Annotated in this window: 17 protein-coding genes; 7 read left to right on the top strand and 10 right to left on the bottom strand. The window is 67.6% G+C overall.

Going from position 1 to position 18,460, the window contains the following annotated elements; translation table 11 throughout:
• Window positions 1-20 precede the first annotated feature (20 nt).
• A complete protein-coding gene (gene guaA / locus EL337_RS06115) occupies window positions 21-1,580 on the bottom strand; it encodes a glutamine-hydrolyzing GMP synthase (protein ID WP_048630158.1) in 1,560 nt (519 codons plus the stop codon).
• A gap of 180 nt (window positions 1,581-1,760) precedes the next feature.
• The gene (locus EL337_RS06110) at window positions 1,761-2,444 is read right to left on the bottom strand and encodes a response regulator transcription factor (protein WP_048630157.1); all 684 of its coding nucleotides are present in this window, start codon (window positions 2,442-2,444) and stop codon (window positions 1,761-1,763) included.
• A gap of 372 nt (window positions 2,445-2,816) precedes the next feature.
• Between EL337_RS06110 and EL337_RS06105 the strand changes: the two genes are divergently transcribed.
• Window positions 2,817-5,009 carry a sensor histidine kinase gene (locus tag EL337_RS06105; RefSeq protein ID WP_048630156.1) on the top strand — a complete coding sequence of 731 codons (2,193 nt, stop codon included), beginning with the start codon at window positions 2,817-2,819 and terminating at the stop codon, window positions 5,007-5,009.
• 26 nt (window positions 5,010-5,035) lie between these two features.
• Here the strand turns inward: EL337_RS06105 and EL337_RS06100 are convergent, their stop codons facing one another.
• Entirely contained in the window at window positions 5,036-6,772 is a 1,737-nt protein-coding gene (locus EL337_RS06100) for a GMC oxidoreductase (RefSeq protein ID WP_048630155.1), read from the bottom strand.
• A gap of 135 nt (window positions 6,773-6,907) precedes the next feature.
• Here EL337_RS06100 and EL337_RS06095 point away from each other — a divergent pair, with 135 nt between their 5' ends.
• Window positions 6,908-7,441 (top strand): TetR/AcrR family transcriptional regulator, encoded by a 534-nt coding sequence (locus EL337_RS06095; protein ID WP_197724257.1) that lies wholly within the window; start codon window positions 6,908-6,910, stop codon window positions 7,439-7,441.
• Between the two features lie 15 nt (window positions 7,442-7,456).
• Here the strand turns inward: EL337_RS06095 and EL337_RS06090 are convergent, their stop codons facing one another.
• Together EL337_RS06090 and guaB are read right to left on the bottom strand one after the other, a co-directional pair.
• A complete protein-coding gene (locus EL337_RS06090) occupies window positions 7,457-8,605 on the bottom strand; it encodes a GuaB3 family IMP dehydrogenase-related protein (RefSeq protein WP_048630153.1) in 1,149 nt (382 codons plus the stop codon).
• A gap of 30 nt (window positions 8,606-8,635) precedes the next feature.
• The gene (gene guaB, locus EL337_RS06085; RefSeq protein WP_048630152.1) at window positions 8,636-10,192 is read right to left on the bottom strand and encodes an IMP dehydrogenase; all 1,557 of its coding nucleotides are present in this window, start codon (window positions 10,190-10,192) and stop codon (window positions 8,636-8,638) included.
• 146 nt (window positions 10,193-10,338) lie between these two features.
• Here guaB and EL337_RS06080 point away from each other — a divergent pair, with 146 nt between their 5' ends.
• Window positions 10,339-10,743: a DUF5319 domain-containing protein gene (locus EL337_RS06080; RefSeq protein ID WP_048630151.1), complete on the top strand. Its 405-nt coding sequence runs from the start codon at window positions 10,339-10,341 to the stop codon at window positions 10,741-10,743.
• A gap of 21 nt (window positions 10,744-10,764) precedes the next feature.
• Here the strand turns inward: EL337_RS06080 and EL337_RS06075 are convergent, their stop codons facing one another.
• The 3 genes from EL337_RS06075 to EL337_RS06065 all read right to left on the bottom strand — a co-directional run bounded on the left by EL337_RS06075 (window position 10,765) and on the right by EL337_RS06065 (window position 13,412).
• Window positions 10,765-11,919 carry an anti-sigma-D factor RsdA gene (locus tag EL337_RS06075; protein WP_048630833.1) on the bottom strand — a complete coding sequence of 385 codons (1,155 nt, stop codon included), beginning with the start codon at window positions 11,917-11,919 and terminating at the stop codon, window positions 10,765-10,767.
• On the bottom strand, window positions 11,912-12,490 hold the full coding sequence (locus EL337_RS06070; protein ID WP_126316502.1) for a sigma-70 family RNA polymerase sigma factor: 579 nt from the start codon (window positions 12,488-12,490) through the stop codon (window positions 11,912-11,914). Before EL337_RS06070 ends, EL337_RS06075 begins: the two co-directional genes overlap by 8 nt.
• A 121-nt stretch (window positions 12,491-12,611) precedes the next feature.
• Entirely contained in the window at window positions 12,612-13,412 is an 801-nt protein-coding gene (locus EL337_RS06065) for a hypothetical protein (RefSeq protein WP_048630150.1), read from the bottom strand.
• Between the two features lie 391 nt (window positions 13,413-13,803).
• Between EL337_RS06065 and EL337_RS06060 the strand changes: the two genes are divergently transcribed.
• The 4 genes from EL337_RS06060 (at window position 13,804) to EL337_RS06045 (ending at window position 16,247) form a co-directional block, all read left to right on the top strand.
• Window positions 13,804-14,094: a WhiB family transcriptional regulator gene (locus tag EL337_RS06060; protein ID WP_048630149.1), complete on the top strand. Its 291-nt coding sequence runs from the start codon at window positions 13,804-13,806 to the stop codon at window positions 14,092-14,094.
• 230 nt (window positions 14,095-14,324) lie between these two features.
• On the top strand, window positions 14,325-15,242 hold the full coding sequence (locus EL337_RS06055; protein ID WP_083442900.1) for a nitrile hydratase subunit beta: 918 nt from the start codon (window positions 14,325-14,327) through the stop codon (window positions 15,240-15,242).
• Window positions 15,187-15,885 carry a thiocyanate hydrolase subunit gamma gene (scnC, locus tag EL337_RS06050; RefSeq protein WP_048630148.1) on the top strand — a complete coding sequence of 233 codons (699 nt, stop codon included), beginning with the start codon at window positions 15,187-15,189 and terminating at the stop codon, window positions 15,883-15,885. The genes EL337_RS06055 and scnC overlap by 56 nt, the downstream gene beginning before the upstream one ends.
• The gene (locus EL337_RS06045) at window positions 15,882-16,247 is read left to right on the top strand and encodes a hypothetical protein (RefSeq protein WP_048630147.1); all 366 of its coding nucleotides are present in this window, start codon (window positions 15,882-15,884) and stop codon (window positions 16,245-16,247) included. The genes scnC and EL337_RS06045 overlap by 4 nt, the downstream gene beginning before the upstream one ends.
• A gap of 12 nt (window positions 16,248-16,259) precedes the next feature.
• Here the strand turns inward: EL337_RS06045 and EL337_RS06040 are convergent, their stop codons facing one another.
• Complete coding sequence (locus EL337_RS06040) at window positions 16,260-17,213, bottom strand: DUF4349 domain-containing protein (protein WP_048630146.1); 954 nt, start codon at window positions 17,211-17,213, stop codon at window positions 16,260-16,262.
• A 42-nt stretch (window positions 17,214-17,255) separates the two neighbouring features.
• On the bottom strand, window positions 17,256-18,311 hold the full coding sequence (locus EL337_RS06035) for a 3-deoxy-7-phosphoheptulonate synthase (protein WP_048630145.1): 1,056 nt from the start codon (window positions 18,309-18,311) through the stop codon (window positions 17,256-17,258).
• Between the last annotated feature and the right edge of the window lie 149 nt (window positions 18,312-18,460).

The raw sequence follows: 18,460 nt of genomic DNA, 5'->3' as shown, positions 1-18,460 counted from the left end.
GATGCGCGAGCCCGCGCGCCTCACTCCCACTCGATGGTGCCCGGCGGCTTGCTCGTGACGTCGAGCACCACCCGGTTCACCTCGCGCACCTCGTTGGTGATCCTGGTCGAAATCCGTTCCAGCACTTCGTACGGAACCCGTGTCCAGTCGGCCGTCATGGCGTCCTCGCTGGACACCGGGCGCAGCACGATCGGGTGGCCGTAGGTGCGGCCGTCGCCCTGGACACCCACCGACCGCACGTCGGCCAGCAGAACCACCGGGCACTGCCAGATCTGGTGGTCCAGCCCGGCCGAGGTCAGCTCCTCGCGCGCGATCGCATCCGCCCGCCGCAGCGTGTCGAGCCTGTCGGCGGTGACTTCGCCGACGATCCGGATCCCGAGACCGGGCCCCGGGAAAGGTTGCCGGGCAACGATTTCCTCGGGCAGGCCGAGTTCCCGCCCCACCGCGCGCACTTCGTCCTTGAACAACAGCCGCAGTGGTTCGACGAGTGTGAACTTCAGGTCACCGGGCAGGCCGCCGACGTTGTGGTGGCTCTTGATGTTGGCGGTTCCCGAGCCTCCACCAGACTCCACCACGTCCGGATACAGTGTGCCCTGCACCAGGAACTCCACCTCACCGTCCGCGGCGCCGAGCGCATCGCGCACGGCCCCCTCGAAGGCGCGGATGAACTCCCGTCCGATGATCTTGCGCTTGCCTTCCGGGTTGGTGACTCCCGACAACGCCTCCAGGAAGCGCTCCTCGACGTCGACGGTCACCAGGTTGGCGCCGGTCGCGGCGACGAAGTCGCGCTGCACCTGCGCCCGTTCTCCGGCCCGCAGCAGGCCGTGGTCGACGAATACACAGGTCAGCCGGTCGCCGATGGCTCGCTGGACCAGTGCCGCGGCCACCGCGGAGTCCACGCCGCCGGACAGTCCGCAGATGGCGCGTCCGTCCCCGATCTGGGCGCTCACCTGCTCGACCAGGGCATCGGCGATGTTGGCCGGCGTCCACGCGGCGTCGATGCCGGCGAACTCGTGCAGGAAACGGCTCAGGATCTGCTGGCCGTGCGGGCTGTGCATGACCTCGGGGTGGTACTGCACACCGGCGAGTCTGCGGCCGCGATTCTCGAACGCCGCCACCGGTGCACCGGCGCTGGTGGCCACCACCTCGAACCCGTCGGGCGCCTCGGTGACCGCGTCCCCGTGGCTCATCCAGACCGGCTGCGTCTCGGGGAGGTCTGAATGCAGTTCTCCGCCCGCCACTTTCAACTCGGTGCGGCCGTATTCACTGGTGCCTGTGTGAGAGACGGTGCCGCCGAGCGCCTGCGCCATCGCCTGGAACCCGTAACAGATACCGAACACCGGCACGTCGAGGTCGAACAGCGCCGGATCCAGTTGCGGCGCCCCGTCGGCGTACACACTGGCCGGGCCACCGGAGAGGACCACCGCGCGCGGGTTGCGGGCCTTGATCTCCTCGACCGACGCGGTGTGCGGGATGACCTCCGAGTACACCCGCGCCTCACGGACGCGCCGCGCGATCAGCTGCGCATACTGCGCGCCGAAATCGACGACAAGGACGGGGCGGGGGGCTGCAGATTCCACCGGGCCAGTCTAGTTAGCCATTCGGTCAACGTGATCGCCGGAGCGCCGACCGGTCCGGCGAACCCCCTTGCCGCCGGTCCGTCACTGCAGCGCTACCGGCGACCACATTGGCTCCCCCGAGCACCCAACACGTTAGCCAGGGGTGCCTCGACTGTCTGTCGGCCGAACGAACGAATCGCATTAGTAAAGGTCATTGAGGCTGAGGATCCCGTCCTCTATGGCACGGGCCAGAAGCGCCGACTTCGTGGAGGCCGATCGCCCGACACTGGCGTACTTCGCGCGGGCCCGCTGCAGGTGCGTGCGCACAGTGGTCGGTGCGATGAAGAGGCGCTTGGCGACGAGGTCCTTGCTCTCGGTCTGGAACCACGCGACGAGGACCTGCTTCTCTCGTTCGGTGAGCTTGATGCGGCCCCCGTTGCCGTCGCTGAGCATCGCCTTCCCCATGCGCGGACCGACGTAGGGGGTACCGCTGTGTGCGGAGTGGATCGCTTCGATCAGGTGCCGCTTGCCCTCGGACTTCACCAGGTAGGTCACCGCACCGAGTTCCAGGCACGTCAGGATCACCTCGTCGGTGGTGATGTGCGAGTACACGATCACCCGCTGATCCCGGTCGGAGAGCTTCGACAACGTCTCGAAATCGGGCCTGTTGCCCTCGATCTGCAGATCGAGCAGGACCACGTCCACATCGTTGGAGGTACCGGGATATGTAGCGAAGTATTCAGCCGGCCGCATGAAACTGCCCACCAGATCGATGGGCGGGTCAGCTTCAATACACCACGCCTGGATCCCCGCATGCACGACATCGTGATCGTCGATGATCGCGATCCGGACTACCTCGTTCCGCGCATCATCTTCGCGGGACATTCCCCAGCACCTCCACCCCTGGACACTTTTCGACGCGTGTCCATCCCCAGCAGGTATTTAAGCCCAGCCCGCAACCACGCGCGAGAGGAAACCCCGGCGAAGTTGCGAACTTCGCCAACCGGCACGCGAATCGCGCGCCTGGACGTCGTATCGCGCGCCGTACCGGCGCTACCTGAACACTAGGAACCATCGCTGCGACCGGCCAAGCCCAGATCGACGATTGATACGTTTGACCGACAACTCGCCGCGGGTGCGATGAGTGCCGGTGCGGGTGGAGCAGACTAACGTATCGCTCAGAGGGCGTTGGGTTCGCTGGGGAGGACCGTGGCGACGAGCCGCACGACTGGGGGATATCCCGCCCGGGATCAGATCATGAGCCGGGCGGGTTACGTAGGCCTGCTGATGCGCAACTCCATCAACCTCGGGGTCGCCTCGATCGCGCTCGCCGATCCCGAGTCGCCGGCGCTCTCCCCCGGCACATGGCTGTTGGCCATCCTGGCGACATGGTCGCTGTATCGCGTCCTCACCCGGTCCGGCAAGGCCGCGTGGCTGGCCGTGGACTACCTCCTCGTGCTCGCGGTCTGCCTTGCCATCCCGGCATTGGTTCCCGACCCCGATTTCTACGTGTCCAACACCGCCCCCCAGGCGATCGCCGGCACGGCCGTCGTGAGTATCTGCGTGTCCGTGTCGGCGTACGCGAGTATCCCGATGACCCTGGGCATCGCCGCCGCATATGCATACGGCGCAGCCGCCGTGACCGGATGGGAGAACCTGTCTGCGGTCTCCGCGCTGCATTACTTCGTGGTCCAGTGTGCGACGGCATCCGTCATCCGGGTCATGCTCATCCGGGTGGCCGGTGCCATAGACCAGGCGCGGCATGACCGCGAGGAGGCCGAGGTTGCCGAACAGGTGAGCGACGCGGTCCGCGACTACGAACGCGAGCAGCTCGCCCTGCTGCACGACACTGCCGCCTCCACCCTGCTCATGGTCGGCCAAGGTCCGTCTCTGCCTGCGGCCAGATTGGCGGCACAGGCTCGCCGGGACCTGCACCTGCTCAACGCAGGCGCATGGGAGGCCCCGCCACCCCGGGTCGAACTCGTTGCGGCACTGCGGGACTGCGCCGCTCACCTGTCGACGCCGGTCGATTTCGACGGACGCGAGCGGCTCTGGCTGTCCGGTGAGGTCGCACATCCTGTGATCGCCGCTGCGCGCGAAGCCATGACCAACGTTGACCGGCATGCCCGCGCCTCGACGCTGCGCGTCACGGTCTCCGACACCTCAGTGCGGCTCGCAGACGACGGCATCGGGTTCGATGTCGATGTGCCACGTCGGGGTCACGGTATCGACGACTCCATCATCGGCCGGATGAAACGTGCCCGCGGACAGGCCCGCATCGCGTCCACGCCGGGCGGCGGCACGGTGACCGAGCTGTCCTGGTCCTCTTCGCCACCTCCCCCCGTCAGCCCGCCGTCCGTCGACCCGGACCGGCTCGTCGTCCGCACGCAGACCCGATACGGGCTGGCGTTGACCGTCTATGCACTGGTGAACCTCGCCGTCACCGTGCCCGCGGCCTACCCGACGGGCCCGTTCGCGACCATCGACGTCATGCTCGGCATCGTGGCCGCGCTCAGTGCCCTCGCGGCGGTACCCGGAATACTGTGGCAGCACTGGACATACGCCTGGGGCGCGGCACTCGCAATGGTGGCCGTGGCGATAGCCCAACCTGCGCTCCTGGCGGAGGACCAGCTCCTCGGGTACGCCCATTGGGCGCAGGGCGCGATCGGCTGGTGTGTGATCCCCCTGATGCTCGCCCTTCCCACCCGGGCCGGGGTTTCGATCCTGGTGGGCTACTGGGTGATCAACAGCGCGGTGATCGTCATTCGTGATCCGTCGTCAGAGATCCTCGTCAACATTGGACTCGGTAGCGCGAGCATCCTCGGCGTCCAGCTGTTCGCACTGGTGTTCAACGGCCTGATGCGCGACGCAGCCACTGCGGTGGAGGCCGAGAACGAGGCGCGCCAGCGCCTGCTCACCCGCGACCGGATCTCCCAGGCGCTGCGCACGGAGTATCAACGCCGGTACGCGGCCATCGTCGCCAACGTTGTACCGTTGCTCGACGCGCTGACCCGCGGCCAGCACGTCGACTCGACCATGCAGATGCAAGCGCGGGCCGAGTGCCGGCGACTGCGAACACTTTTCGATCAGGCCAGTACATTCGAGCACCCGCTGATGCAGCGGATGCGCCCGCTCATCGACCGCGTCGAAACCCGTCACGTGGACGTCGTCACAGACCTGACAGGCGCGCTACCCCACCTCGACGCCGAGCAGATCACCGCCTTGGTCGCCCCACTAGCCGATGTCCTCGATCATGCCGCGACCTCAGCGCGGGTGGTGATCAGCGGCGCCGGCAGCGACGTCGAAATCAGCGTCGTCGTCGACACGTTGTCCGACATCGATTCCGCACCAGGCGGCTTGGGTGACGCCGAGATCGTCATGGCTGGTCGCGAGCTGTGGTGTGTGATCAGGACTGGGAAGCAGTCGATCGGCGTGGGCGGAGCGCGGTGACGTTTACCGCGCCTTGATATCCGTTGCTACCCCGCCGTGCTGACCGGTTCGATCGGGATACGCCGCAATGCGGCCGGCGCATCCGCAGGCACGACGGGGGCGATCGGGGCGATCGGAGACAACCGTCGGTACGGCTCGCCCTGGGCCGGCCGCAGATCCTCCTCGCCCTTGTTCGGCCACAGCGCCGCAGCCCGCTCAGCCTGGGCGGTGATCGAAAGCGAGGGATTCACACCGAGATTCGCCGAGATGGCCGCCCCGTCGACGACGCTGAGTGTCGGGTAGTTGAAGACACGGTGGTAGGCATCGATGACACCGCGCTCGGGGCTGTCCCCGATCGCCGCGCCGCCGAGGAAGTGCGCGGTCAGCGGGATGTTGAACAGCTCGCCCCACGTACCTCCCGCGACGCCGTCGATCTTCTCGGCGATGCGCCGGGTCACCTCGTTGCCCACCGGAATCCAGGTCGGATTCGGCTCGCCGTGACCCTGCTTGCTGTCCAGCATCCGGAAACCTAGTTTGGTCTTGCGGGTGAAGGTGGTGATCGAGTTGTCCAGGTTCTGCATCACCAGCGCGATCATGGTCCGCTCACTCCAGCGACGCGGGTTCAGCAGTCGCAGCGTGCCTCTCGGGTCATTGCGTGCGGTGATGACGAGCTGGCGCCAGCGCGGAACGTCGGTGCCCAGCGGCCCGGCACCGTCGGTCATCAGCGTCTGCAGCAGGCCCATCGCATTGGACCCCTTGCCGTACCGGCACGGCTCGACGTGGGTGTCGGAGGTGGGGTGGATAGACGACGTGATCGCCACGCCGTGGGTCAGGTCGAGGTCGTCGGTCGCCTTCAGCCGGCCCGCGCCCACGATCGACTCGGAGTTGGTGCGGGTGAGCACGCCCAGCCTGTCGGACAGCTGGGGCAGCTTGCCCTTGTCACGCATCTTGAACAGCAGCTTCTGGGTGCCGTAGGTGCCGGCCGCCAGGATCACATGATTGGCCGTGAACGTCTTGCGGCGACGCCGCAGCTTGCCGCCGGTGCGGGCGGTCCGGACCTCCCACAACCCGTCGGCGCGCTGTTCGAAGTTGGTGACCATGGTGAGCGGGTGCACCGTGGCCCCGGCCTTCTCCGCCAACCCGAGGTAGTTCTTCAGCAGCGTGTTCTTGGCGCCGAACCGGCAGCCCGTCATGCAGGACCCGCACTCGATGCAGCCGGTGCGTTCTGGTCCCGCCCCACCGAAGTAGGGATCGGGCACGGTCTTGCCCGGCGCCTTCTCCCCGTCGGGGCCGAAGAACACGCCGACCGGCGTCGGCACGAAGGTGTCGCCGACGCCCATGTCCTCCGCGACCTCCTTCATGATGCGGTCGGCGTCGGTGAACGTCGGGTTGGTGACGACGCCGAGCATGCGCTGCGCCTGGTCATAGTGGGACATCAGCTCCGCACGCCAGTCGGTGATGTCGCGCCACTGTGGGTCGTTGAAGAACGGCTCCGACGGCACATAGAGCGTGTTGGCGTAGTTGAGCGACCCGCCGCCGACGCCCGCACCGGCGAGGATCATGACGTTGCGCAGGAGATGGATGCGCTGGATCCCGTACATGCCGAACTGCGGCGCCCACAGGAACTTGCGCAGATTCCACGAGGTCTTGGCGAAATCCTGGTCGGCATAGCGCGGGCCTGCCTCCAGCACGCCGACGCGGTAACCCTTCTCGGTCAGTCGCAGCGCGCTCACGCTGCCGCCGAACCCCGAGCCGATGATCAGCACGTCATAGTCAGGCTTCATCACCCCAGTATGAACTTACCCGTCGGTAACCAGCTAGAGAGCCGACCCTAACTTCGGCACCGATTACTGTCTGGAGCTGTGACCGACCGCATCACTGCGCGTGAGGCGAAACGCCTGCAGACCAGGGAGCGACTGATGGGCGCGGCGATCGTCGAGTTCACGCGGGCGGGCATGGCCGACGCCGACGTCGGGGCCATCGTTGGGGCGGCCGGCGTCGCCCACGGCACGTTCTATTTCCACTTCCCCACCAAGGAACACGTTCTGCTCGAGCTCGAGCGCCGTGAAGAGGCCCGCATCGCGAAGGGGTTCGCCACCTTCGCCAGGAAGCACGACGACCTGCCGTCGGTACTTCGCGAGTCGGTGCGTCTGGTGATGGACCTCGAGCACCGACTGGGCGCGCTGCTGTTCAAAGACTTTCTGGCCCTGCACTTCTCACCGACCCGGCCGCCCGCCGAACAGGGTGACGATCACCCGCTGATCGTCGGTCTGGCCGAGAAGATCGCCACGGCCCAGCAGCGCGGCGACATCGCGGCCGACGTGACTCCGATGAACAGTGCCATCTACTTCCTGCTCGGCCTGTACGCGCTGCTGATCACCACGGACGACTCGACCGGGCGGTCCGGGCTGATCGACGACTACCTGACGCGGACGTTGCGGAGCCTGCAGTAGCGCCGGTCACCGTGCTCACCTGCCGACGGTGAGCCCCACCTTCTGGAATTCCTTGAGGTCGCAGTAGCCGGCCTTGGCCATGGACCTGGCCAGGCCGCCGACCAGGTTCAGCGAGCCGAACGGGTCGTCCGACGGCCCGTTGAGCACCTGCTCCAGCGACGGCCGGTCCTCGTCGGCCACCTGCAGCAGCGCGCCCCGCGGCAGTGACGGGTGCGCCGCCGCGGCAGGCCAGAACCAGCCCCCGCCGAGTGCCTCTGCCGCCGTGGCCAACGGGGTGCCGAGCATCGCGGCGTCGGCGCCGCAGGCGATCGCCTTGGCGAGGTCGCCGGAGGTGTGGATGTCGCCGTCGGCGAGCACGTGCACGTACCGGCCGCCCGTCTCGTCGAGGTATTCGCGGCGGGCTGCGGCGGCGTCGGCGATCGCGGTGGCCATCGGGACACTGATCCCGAGCACCTCGTCGGACGTGGTGACCCCGGACGTCGAGCCGTAGCCCACGATCACCCCGGCCGCGCCGGTGCGCATCAGATGCAGTGCGGTGCGGTGGTCGAGCACGCCGCCCGCCACCACCGGCACGTCGAGCTCGGAGATGAAGGTCTTGAGGTTGAGCGGTTCACCCGCGGCGTCGTGATCCTTGGCCACCCGCTCCGCCGAGATGATGGTGCCCTGGATGACGAGCAGGTCGATGCCCGCCGCGATCAGCGTCGGGGTCAGCGCCTGCGCGTTCTGCGGGCTGACACGTACCGCCGTGGTCACCCCGGCTTCCCGGATCCGCGCGACGGCCGCCCCGAGGAGATCCAGATCTATCGGTTCGGAGTGCAGCTGCTGCAGCAGACGGGTGGACGCCGCCGGGTCGGGCTCGTTCTCGGCGAGCTCGATTACCTGGGCGATCTTGTCGGAGGCGTCGGCGTGCCTGCCCAGCAGACCCTCGCCGTTGAGTACGCCCAGCCCGCCGAGCCGACCCATCTCGATCGCGAACTCGACGGACACCAGTGCATCGGTGGGGTGCGCCAGCACCGGGATCTCGAAGCGGTAGGCGTCGAGCTGCCACGATGTGGACACGTCCTTGGACGAGCGGGTACGCCGCGACGGCACGATGTTGATGTCGCCGAGTTCGTAGGTGCGACGGGCGGTCCGGCCCATGCCGATTTCCACCATGTCTCGCATGTTCACTCCCCTGGTTGGCCCCTGCAGACCCTAGCGGGTGGTGTAGTTCGGGGCCTCGACCGTCATCGTGATGTCGTGCGGATGGCTCTCCTTGAGTCCGGCCGCGGTGATCTGGACGAACTGCGCCTGCTGCAACGCCTCGATGGTCGCCGAGCCGGTATACCCCATCGCCGCCCGCAATCCACCCGTGAGCTGGTGGATGACGGTCGACAGCGGGCCGCGGAACGGCACCCGGCCCTCGATGCCCTCGGGCACCAGCTTGTCCTCACTCAACACGTCGTCCTGGAAGTAGCGGTCCTTGGAGTAGCTGCGGGAAGGCCCGGCGCCTGCGCTGGATCGGCCCTGCATCGCGCCGAGCGACCCCATCCCGCGGTAGCCCTTGAACTGCTTGCCGTTGACCAGGATCAGGTCTCCCGGCGACTCCGCGGTTCCGGCCAGCAGCGATCCCAGCATGGCGGTCGACGCACCCGCGGCCAGCGCCTTGGCGATGTCACCGGAGTACTGCAGCCCACCGTCGGCGATCACCGGCACACCGTGCGGTGCGCACGCCGCGACGGCTTCCAGGATGGCCGTGATCTGCGGGGCACCGACACCCGCGACCACCCGGGTGGTGCAGATCGAGCCGGGGCCCACTCCCACCTTGACCGCGTCGGCACCCGCAGCCACCAGCGCGGCGGCCGCCGCACGGGTCGCGACATTGCCGCCGACCACATCCACGCGTTCGCCGACGGCGACCTTGAGCCGGTGCACCATGTCCAGAACGCCCCGGTTGTGCGCGTGTGCGGTGTCGACGACCAGCACGTCGACGCCGGCATCGGCGAGCGTCATCGCCCGGGTCCACGCATCTTCGCCGACGCCCACCGCGGCGCCCACCAGCAGGCGGCCGTCGCTGTCCTTGGTGGAGAGCGGGAACTGTTCGGTCTTGACGAAGTCCTTGACGGTGATCAGCCCGGTCAGCGTGCCGTGCCCGTCGACGATGGGCAGCTTCTCGATCTTGTTGCGGCGCAACAGACCCAGGGCCGCTTCGGCCGAGACGCCCTCCTGGGCGGTGATCAGCGGTGCCTTCGTCATCACCTCGGAGACGGGCTTGGACTGGTCGACCTCGAAGCGCATGTCCCGGTTGGTGATGATTCCCACCAGCTGCCCTGCCTTGTCGACGACGGGCAGACCGGAGATCCGGAACCGGGCGCACATGGCGTCCACCTCGGCCAGGGTGTTTTCCGGCGAGCAGGTCACCGGATCGGTGACCATTCCGGCCTCCGAGCGCTTGACCGTTTCGACCTGGCCAGCCTGCTCGGCGACAGGCAGATTGCGGTGCAGCACGCCCATGCCCCCCGCGCGCGCCATCGCGATGGCCATCCGCGACTCGGTCACCGTGTCCATGGCCGAGCTGACGAGCGGCACCCGCAGGCGGATGCGGCGGGTGAGCTGGCTCGAAGTGTCTGCTGTGGCAGGGATCACATCGGACGCTGCGGGCAGCAGGAGCACGTCGTCGAAAGTGAGCCCGAGCATCGCCACCTTGGTCGGGTCATCGCCCCCCGTGGGCACCGGGAGGGCGAGAGGGATGCTGCTTTCGGCGATCGACATGGCTGAGGCCTCCGGTAACAGATGAATCAGGCGAGCGACTGGCCTGAAAGGGACATCTTATCGGCTCGGAGCACCAGGTTTTGGTTCCCCGCGACGTGCCGGTCAAGCGCTGGCGCGATACCTGGGAGGCTGCGTAGTCTGGTGACGTGCGAGACCACCTGCCACCAGGATTGCCGCCTGACCCGTTCGCCGACGATCCGAGCGATCCGTCGGCGGCGCTCGACGCCCTGGAACCGGGTCAGCCGCTCGATCCTCAGGAGCGCACCGCGGTGGAGGCAGATCTCGCCGATCTCGCCGTGTACGAGGCCTTGCTGGCCCACAAGGGAATTCGCGGACTCGTCGTCTGCTGCGACGAATGCCAGCAGGATCACTACCACGATTGGGACATGCTGCGCGCCAACCTACTGCAGCTTCTGGTCGACGGAACGGTCCGTCCGCACGAGCCGGCCTACGATCCGGAGCCCGACTCTTACGTCACGTGGGACTACTGCCGTGGCTATGCCGACGCCTCTCTCAACGAAGCGACGTCGGAGCCCGACGGTTATCGCTGACAGCTGAACTCCCCGGGCATCTCAGCCCGGTTCGCCCGGCGCCGGAAACACCACGATCGGTGTGGTCGTCGTCGGCAACTGCAGCGTCGGTGACGGCAGCGTCTCCTCCTCGACCGTGGGCACCGCTGTCGGTGTGGGCGACGGAGTCGGCGTCGGACTCGGCGCGGCAACCGGCGTCGACGTGGTGAGCGGGGTCCGCGGCGCAGTCGTCGACTGAAGCACCACCGTCGTCGACGTCGGTGACGGCGCACGGGTCGTGGTCGTGGACGGCGGAATAGACGACGGGGAGGACGACGGCGGTCGGGTCGTCGACGGGGTGGATGTCGGCGCCGGCGTCGACGCGGACGACGGCGGGACAGACGATGTCGCACCCACCGATGTGGAGGTCTCTGACGGACCCGCGGTGGTCGTCTCCGACGGCGCCGACGTCGTCGGGGTTGCCGAGGGGGTGGTCTCCGAGGACGACGGCGTGGTCTCCGAAGACGGCGCGGAGGTCTCTGTCGACGAGGTCCCCGGATCGAGGGCCACCACCGGCACGTCGGGGAACGTCGGCAGCGGCGCGTCAGGCGGGAGCGTCGCGACAGGGTCCTGGGCCTCGACCTTGACCGTCAACTCCTGCCACTGGGTGACCAGCTCCTGCTTGCTCTCCAGGTCGCTGACCGTCGCCACCGTGGTGGTGACAGCCTCCAGCTTGGCTTGCGCCGCCTGCCAGTCGCCCTGCTCGATGAGCTGCTGTACCTGCTGCATCTCCGTCTGGGCGGCCAGGATCACCGCGTCGTCGCGGGTCTGCGCCTGCTCACCGAACAGCATGGTGCGCAGGCCGTACATCGCATCGCCCGGGCCGGATCCGGCGATCACCGCGCCGAACCCGCCGATCGCCAGCATGGCCGCGGCGACCGAGCCGACCACCGCCAAGGAGAACCGCCGGCGGGGAGCGGGTGAGGTCACCCGGTCCAGTGCGGCCGCGGCGTCCTGCGGCGTGGCCACATGCCCCATCGGGGTTTCGCGCACGTCGTCGCGCCAGCCGGCTAGCAGCTGCGCCAGCTCGGCCTCGCCCCGGTCGGTGGCGTAGACGGGTTGCTGTGACGCGAGTGCGTCGAGGAACTGGTCGGTGCGGTTGATCTCGTTGAGCGACGGGTCGCCACCGTTGGCGTTCCAGCGTCCGAAGTCAGGCATGGTCACGTCCTGTCGCCATGATCTCCGCCTTCAGCTTGGACAGCGCGCGGTGCTGGGCCACGCGCACCGCGCCTGCGGTGCTACCGACCGCGTCCGCGGTCTCTTCGGCGCTCATGCCGACGACCACGCGCAGGATGAGGATCTCCCGCTGCTTCTCGGGGAGCACCTGCAGCAGCGTCGCCATGCGCGCCGCGGACTCCGAATCGATGGCCATCTGCTCGGGCCCGGCCTCGCCGGAAAGACGTTCCGGAACCACGTCCATCGGGTCCGATTTGTTCCGTCCGGCAGCCCGGTGGGCGTCAGCAACCTTATGCGCTGCTATGCCGTACACGAAGGCCAGGAATGGTCGTCCCTGATCTTTGTAACGCGGCAGCGCCGTAATGGCGGCCAAGCACACCTCCTGAGCAACGTCATCAGCTGACAGACCGCTGCGTTCCGCGGTTCCCACCCTCGCCCGGCAGTACCGGACGACGAGGGGGCGGATGGTCTCCAGCACCTCCCGGAGTGCGTCCCGATTGCCGGCCACCGCATCAGCGACGACAGAATCGAGACGTTCTCCCGAAATTGTCATCGTGAGCAGGCTCTCCAGCGTTACGTCGGGGACACATCCCGGAGGGGAGGTGGCCGTACAAGTCGGCGCCAGTCGGCGACAACTCAGCTAAACAATAACGATCAAGGTGGGCACAACCCGGTTACCACGGACGCCACACGCCGCCCCATCTGACGACGGTCTCGGCGGACTCGTCGCGGAGCTCCCGGATCTGGGCCGCCGAGAGGCCCTCGGCGCCGATATCGGCGAGCAGACAGGCCGCCGCCCAGAGCAGCGGGACGAGCCCGTGCCGCTGGGCTTCGGACAGCGCCGCGCCGGCCTCACCGCGGGCTGCCTCGAGGTCTCCGGCGCTGCACAGCGCGGCGGCGAGGACGACCCGCGACTTCACGCTGTGGCGCACCGAGCCGAAGGCCGTCGCGAGGTGCACGCCCCGCCCGGCGTGGCCAACTGCTCCCGCGCCGTCACCGCGGAACATGGCCAGCTCCGCCGACACCCAGGCCAGCCGCACGGCCGACCGCGGCGACCCGGCACCGGCGACGACGTCGCCCGCCAGATCCAGGGCTCGCTGCGAGGCCGCGAACCGGCCGACGCCCAGGGCGTCCGCGGCCAGACCGATCAGCGCGTCGGCACCCGCCTCACCGGAACCCGCCGCCGCGGCCGCCCGGCCATCCCAGGACCGCGCGACGTCATGCCAGCCGAGCTGGCGAAGGAAGGAGGCCCGAGTGCTCAGCGCAAGCGACGACAGCGCGTCGGAGATCGGTAACCGGTGGAGCCGGTCCAGGTCGGCCAGCGCGCCTGCATAGCGCCCCTGCCCGCCGGCAGCGACCGCCCGCAACCACAGTTCGCGTGGGACTGCCGCAGGCGGCAGAGGCCACATGCCGGGATCGGCGCCGAACGCCGCGACCTCGAGGTCGTTTGCGGGGATCGCGGCACCGGTGCTCATCGGATCGCGACCGTATCAACCGGGACGCAGCCGGAAAATCGCGGTAGTTAACACTTCATAGATGGCGTGTTACGAAAACGTTTCTGACGCACCGGACAAACGTTGCTGATTGTCAGGTCTCACGCACGGTTTCACTGGAAATCACGGGTCAACGCGCGAGGTGACGGCGATGTCTATCACCAGACCCGTTGGCTACAAATCACTTCGATGAACGTGATGTAAATTTTCTGCCTGCGGTTATGCGGTTCAGCACACCGCCGGACTATTGACGGCAATTCGGAAGCCCTTCTACGTTGTGTGCACGAGTAGTCATCGGCGACTGTGCTCGGATTTGTTTCCGCGACCCACCGCATCCCATGGGCGGCGTCGGGTCTGTAGGGAGGGGTTTCCATTGCCACAGCCGCAGCAGCTTCCGGGACCGAACGCTGACATCTGGGATTGGCAGATGCAGGGTGTTTGCCGAGGCGTTGAATCGTCGATGTTCTTCCACCCCGACGGCGAGCGCGGGCGCGCCCGCGCCCAGCGCGAGATGCGCGCCAAGGAGATGTGCCGCCGGTGTCCCGTGATCGCCCAGTGCCGTTCGCACGCCCTGGCCGTCGGTGAGCCCTACGGCATCTGGGGCGGGCTGAGCGAGTCCGAACGCGAGCTACTACTCAAGCGCGGAATCCGCCGCAGCGCATAGTGCTACCGCAGAGAGCCCACCCCAGCACGTCGCCACTGGGGTGGGCTTTTTGACGTCTCGGCTTTGCGCAATCTATTGCCCAGCAAACAGCGCGGATGCTAACCTACGACGGTTGCAGAGCAATTCTGGACGTGGAAACCGTTGCGGCATGGCCTATTTGATTCAACCGTAGAGCCGTATCGAAGTCTCGGCGTTGCTCCCCTGCCGTCTCGGCATGATGGAGGACTGTCGTGAGCACCTCAGCCGAACGGGCCGAACAGTTGGCGTTGGTCGCACGACTGAAGTCCGCCTATCCAGAGCTCCCCGACGCACCCACCCCGGACATGCTCGACCACGGGCGAATCAAGGCGTATCTGAAGCCGGTTCACGATGTCGGCGGCGAGCCCGATGCGCCGATGAAATACGAGAACAAGCAGTACGAGCAGTGGGAAGAGCTGACGTACGTCATCTGCGAGGTGCTCGCCTGGCGAGGTATCTGGCTCTCCGAGGAGCGGCGCCGCATCGGCAATGTGGATGTCGGCCGTGCCGAGTACCTGGGCCTGCCGTACTACGGACGCTGGCTGCTGGCGGTCGCGCGGGTCCTGGTGGAGAAGCACCACATCGCCCTGGGTGAGCTCAGCGAGCGCATGGCCGAGGTGCAGCAGCGCTACGCAGGCGGCCTGAACGGCAAGACGATCGAGGCCCAGCCGAAGTCTGTCGGCGACGGATCCACAGTCACCCGCAACGCCCACCACATCCACGCGGTCGGCAAGGGCGATCCGCAGGTATACGCGGGTCAGGCCGGCGAGCCGAAGTTCGCGGTCGGCGAGCCGGTGACCGTGCGGGACCTTCCTGTCGTCTTCTACACGCGCACTCCGGAATATGTACGTGGCGCAACAGGGAAGATCGCCACTGTCGCCTACGAGAGCCCGGCCGCCGAGGACGAGACGTGGGACCGTCCGGACGCCACGCCGGAATGGTTCTACGTCGTCGAATTCACCATGGCCGAGCTGTGGCACGGCTACACCGGCACGTCGAGTGACACGCTGCGCACCGAGATCCCCGAACGATGGCTCGAATCGGCGAGCTGGAACCCGAAGACAGGGAGCACGCATGGCGCACGACCACGACCACGACCACGACCGGACCGTCAAGCCCATGGTCGATGAGATCACCGATTTCGAGGTCCTGGAGATCGCCCTGCGTGAATTGTGCATCGAGAAGGGCATTTTCACCGCCGAGGAACATCGTCACTTCACCGAGTTCGCCGAGCAGATCGGGCCGACGCCCGCCGCCCGCCTCGTCGCCAAGGCATGGCTCGATCCGGACTTCAGGCAGCTTGCGCTCACCGAGCCGATGACCGCCAGTAAGGAGGTCGGCGTCGACTGGATGGAGCCCACCGGCTTCGGAACCCCCAGCGACTTCACAGCTTTCGAAATTCTGGCGGACACCCCGACCGTGCACCACGTCATCGTGTGCGCGCTGTGCTCGTGCTACCCGCGGCCCATACTCGGCAACTCCCCGGAGTGGTACCGCACCCCGAACTACCGTCGCCGTCTGGTCCGTTGGCCGCGGCAGGTGCTGGCCGAGTTCGGCCTCTACCTGCCCGATGACGTCGATGTCCGGGTACAGGACTCCAACCAGAAGCACCGCTTCATGGTGATGCCCGTGCGGCCCGACGGCACGGACGGCTGGACCGAGGACCAGCTGGCCGAGATCGTCACCCGCGACTGCCTCATCGGAGTCGCGCTCCCCAAGGCCGGCGTCACCACCAACGTGATCACCGATACCCGGCCCGCGCTGCACCCATGACCGACAAGTCGCCCTCGATCGAGAATCTGGACAGTCCGTCGCTGACGGGCATCGTCGAACGCAACCAGGTGTGGTCTGTGATGGCCGCGAAGTACGGCGTCGAGAACCCCGTGCCGCCGTGGAAGACCAGCCTCGACGGACTCTGCGACGCACTCGATCAGGCCGCGTGCGGCACGGAGGTCCCGACGTTCAAGGAGCGCAGGGATGAAGAGGACGCGCTCGCCGCGTCCCGCTACCGCGAGCTGCCCTACCCCGAGAATCAGCTTGTAGCGCTTGCCCATTCACTGCTGGCTCGTGGCGTCATCACCGAGGAGGCGTTACAGCAGCGCCTGGCCGCCGTTCGCGCTCGGCTGGAAGCGTAGCCACCTGCCGCGCTACTCCTCACGTCGATCCGGGGTGGCCGGCTCCGCGACGTCGGGCTCCGCAGGACTCGCGGAGACGGGCACAGGTGCGGGGACCGGCCTGCGCATCGCCCATCGGATAACGACGATGAGAACGGCTCCGACCACGACCAGCACACCCAACCAGGGCAGCATCAGACCCAGGAGCAGGATCGCTGCGCCGGCCACCGCGACCATCGCATCCCACCCACGCTCCACCTGGCCGAAGAATCCTTCGTATTCCTTCGGCGCGGGGCCGCCGACCTGTTCTGCGTAGAAGCTGACATTGACGGTGCTGTAGGAGATCTGATCGCCCAGCGCCTCCCGCTGAGCGCGCAGGCTGTCGAGTTCGGCCTGCCGTTCCGACAGCGCACCCTCGGCCGTGATGAGCACGTCGGGATCGGCGGCGTCACGCATGATGGCGAGTAGCCGGTCCACCGACGTCTGGAGCGCTCTGATCCGCGCGTCCAGATCGACCCGCTGGGCCGTGACATCGTCGGCGGTGGTCGTCGCGGTCTCGACCGTGCCGAGCGCCTTCAGCTCGCGCATCACCCCATCGAGCTTGGCCACCGGCACCCGCAACACGATCGAGGTGACCGCGCGCCCGGTACCCGAACCCGCGTCCTCGGTGCGACTGTCGACCCGGCCGTCGGCCTGCTCGACGATGACCGCTGCCTTGTCCGCGGCAGACGACGGGTTGGGCACGGTAAGGGTCATCGACGCCGACTTGACGACGTCACGCTTCTCTACCGGCGGCGGCGCCTGCGGCGGGCCGAATTCCGGAGCCGGCCCGACGACGGAATCCGCTGCGGTACCGCCGGCTCCCGTCGGCGGCATCACCCCGGTGGCCGGAGCCTCGTTGCGCGACTGCCCGGCACACCCCGCCGCGATCCCCACGGCCGCGATGCCGGCGGCCACTACCGCAACGGGGCGTCTGATCTTGTTCATACCTGGAAATGTACTGCGAGAACGTGCCCCCGAAGCTGAGAATCAGCCGTGGTTGGCGAGCTCCCGCAGCACCAGATCGGTTGCATCCCAATCCATGCACTTGTCCGTCACGGACTGCCCGTAGGTGAGCGGGCGAGCCTCGGGTGACTGCGCACCTGCCTCCAGGAAGCTCTCCAGCATGACTCCGCTGACGGGAAGTCCGTCGCGAACCAGCTGGGCGACGCTCGTCGCGACCTGCGCCTGACGAACGTGGTCCTTGCCGGAATTGGCGTGGCTACAGTCGATCACGACCCGGCCCGGCAAGCCGGCCTTGACCAGGCTGGCCGCCGCCGCAGCCACCGATTCCGCATCCCAGTTCGGTCCGTCGGTGCCACCGCGCAGGATCACGTGGCAGTCCTGGTTGCCGGTCGTGCTCACGAGTGCACCCCGGCCCAGGTCGTTCATCCCGAAAAAGACGTGCGGGGCGGCGGCGGCATTCACACCGTCGACAGCCACCTGGACGTTGCCGTCGGTGCCGTTCTTGAACCCGATCGGCATCGACAGACCCGACGCCAGTTGACGGTGCACCTGCGACTCCGTGGTGCGGGCGCCGATCGCGCCCCACGCCACCGCATCGGCGATGTACTGCGGACTGGTGGGTTCCAGGAATTCACAGCCGACGGGCAGACCGATGTCGATGATGTCGAGCAGCAGTTGACGGGCGGTACGCAGGCCCCGCGCCACGTCGAACGTGTTGTCCATGCCGGGGTCGTTGATGAGCCCTTTCCAGCCGATCGTGGTGCGGGGCTTCTCGAAGTACACCCTCATGACCACTTTCAGCCGGTCACCGAGTTCGTCGGCGACCTTGACCAGCCGGCTGGCGTACTCCAGCGCAGCCTGGGGGTCGTGCACGGAGCACGGACCCACGACGACGAGCAGGCGCTGGTCGCGGCCCGCGAGAATGTCGGCGATCTCGTCGCGGTCGCGGGCAACCCGCTCGGCCCGCCGCCCGCCGAGCGGGAACTCGGTGAGGACGTCGTGGGGGCTGGGGATGTCGCTGAAACTGCGGATTCGCCGGTCGGACGTGACCTGCGGGGTGGCGATCTGCGCCAGATTCACGATGGTGCCTTTCTGAAATCGGGCACCTTCGAGAAGTCCGGCGCCCTTGAATGACGAAAGGCAGCGACCTGATGGTCACTGCCAGGGCTCCGGGTGGATGCGTTGCTTAGCGCTGCGCTTTATCGGCTCCGCCCGGAGCCTGGATAAAG

Origin of the sequence: Mycolicibacterium aurum, assembly GCF_900637195.1 — a bacterium.
GTDB classification, from domain to species: domain Bacteria; phylum Actinomycetota; class Actinomycetes; order Mycobacteriales; family Mycobacteriaceae; genus Mycobacterium; species Mycobacterium aurum.
The sequence above is the reverse complement of the archived record's forward strand: the minus strand, read 5'-3'. Positions and strand labels throughout refer to the sequence as shown.

Coding starts and splice junctions, on each gene's coding strand:
- EL337_RS06110 (WP_048630157.1), bottom strand. CDS start 2,444: ATGTCCCGCGAAGATGATGCGCGGAACGAGGTAGTCCGGATCGCGATC.
- EL337_RS06105 (WP_048630156.1), top strand. CDS start 2,817: ATGAGCCGGGCGGGTTACGTAGGCCTGCTGATGCGCAACTCCATCAAC.
- EL337_RS06100 (WP_048630155.1), bottom strand. CDS start 6,772: ATGAAGCCTGACTATGACGTGCTGATCATCGGCTCGGGGTTCGGCGGC.
- EL337_RS06095 (WP_197724257.1), top strand. CDS start 6,908: ATGGGCGCGGCGATCGTCGAGTTCACGCGGGCGGGCATGGCCGACGCC.
- EL337_RS06090 (WP_048630153.1), bottom strand. CDS start 8,605: ATGCGAGACATGGTGGAAATCGGCATGGGCCGGACCGCCCGTCGCACC.
- guaB (WP_048630152.1), bottom strand. CDS start 10,192: ATGTCGATCGCCGAAAGCAGCATCCCTCTCGCCCTCCCGGTGCCCACG.
- EL337_RS06075 (WP_048630833.1), bottom strand. CDS start 11,919: ATGCCTGACTTCGGACGCTGGAACGCCAACGGTGGCGACCCGTCGCTC.
- EL337_RS06070 (WP_126316502.1), bottom strand. CDS start 12,490: ATGACAATTTCGGGAGAACGTCTCGATTCTGTCGTCGCTGATGCGGTG.
- EL337_RS06065 (WP_048630150.1), bottom strand. CDS start 13,412: ATGAGCACCGGTGCCGCGATCCCCGCAAACGACCTCGAGGTCGCGGCG.
- scnC (WP_048630148.1), top strand. CDS start 15,187: ATGGCGCACGACCACGACCACGACCACGACCGGACCGTCAAGCCCATG.
- EL337_RS06045 (WP_048630147.1), top strand. CDS start 15,882: ATGACCGACAAGTCGCCCTCGATCGAGAATCTGGACAGTCCGTCGCTG.
- EL337_RS06040 (WP_048630146.1), bottom strand. CDS start 17,213: ATGAACAAGATCAGACGCCCCGTTGCGGTAGTGGCCGCCGGCATCGCG.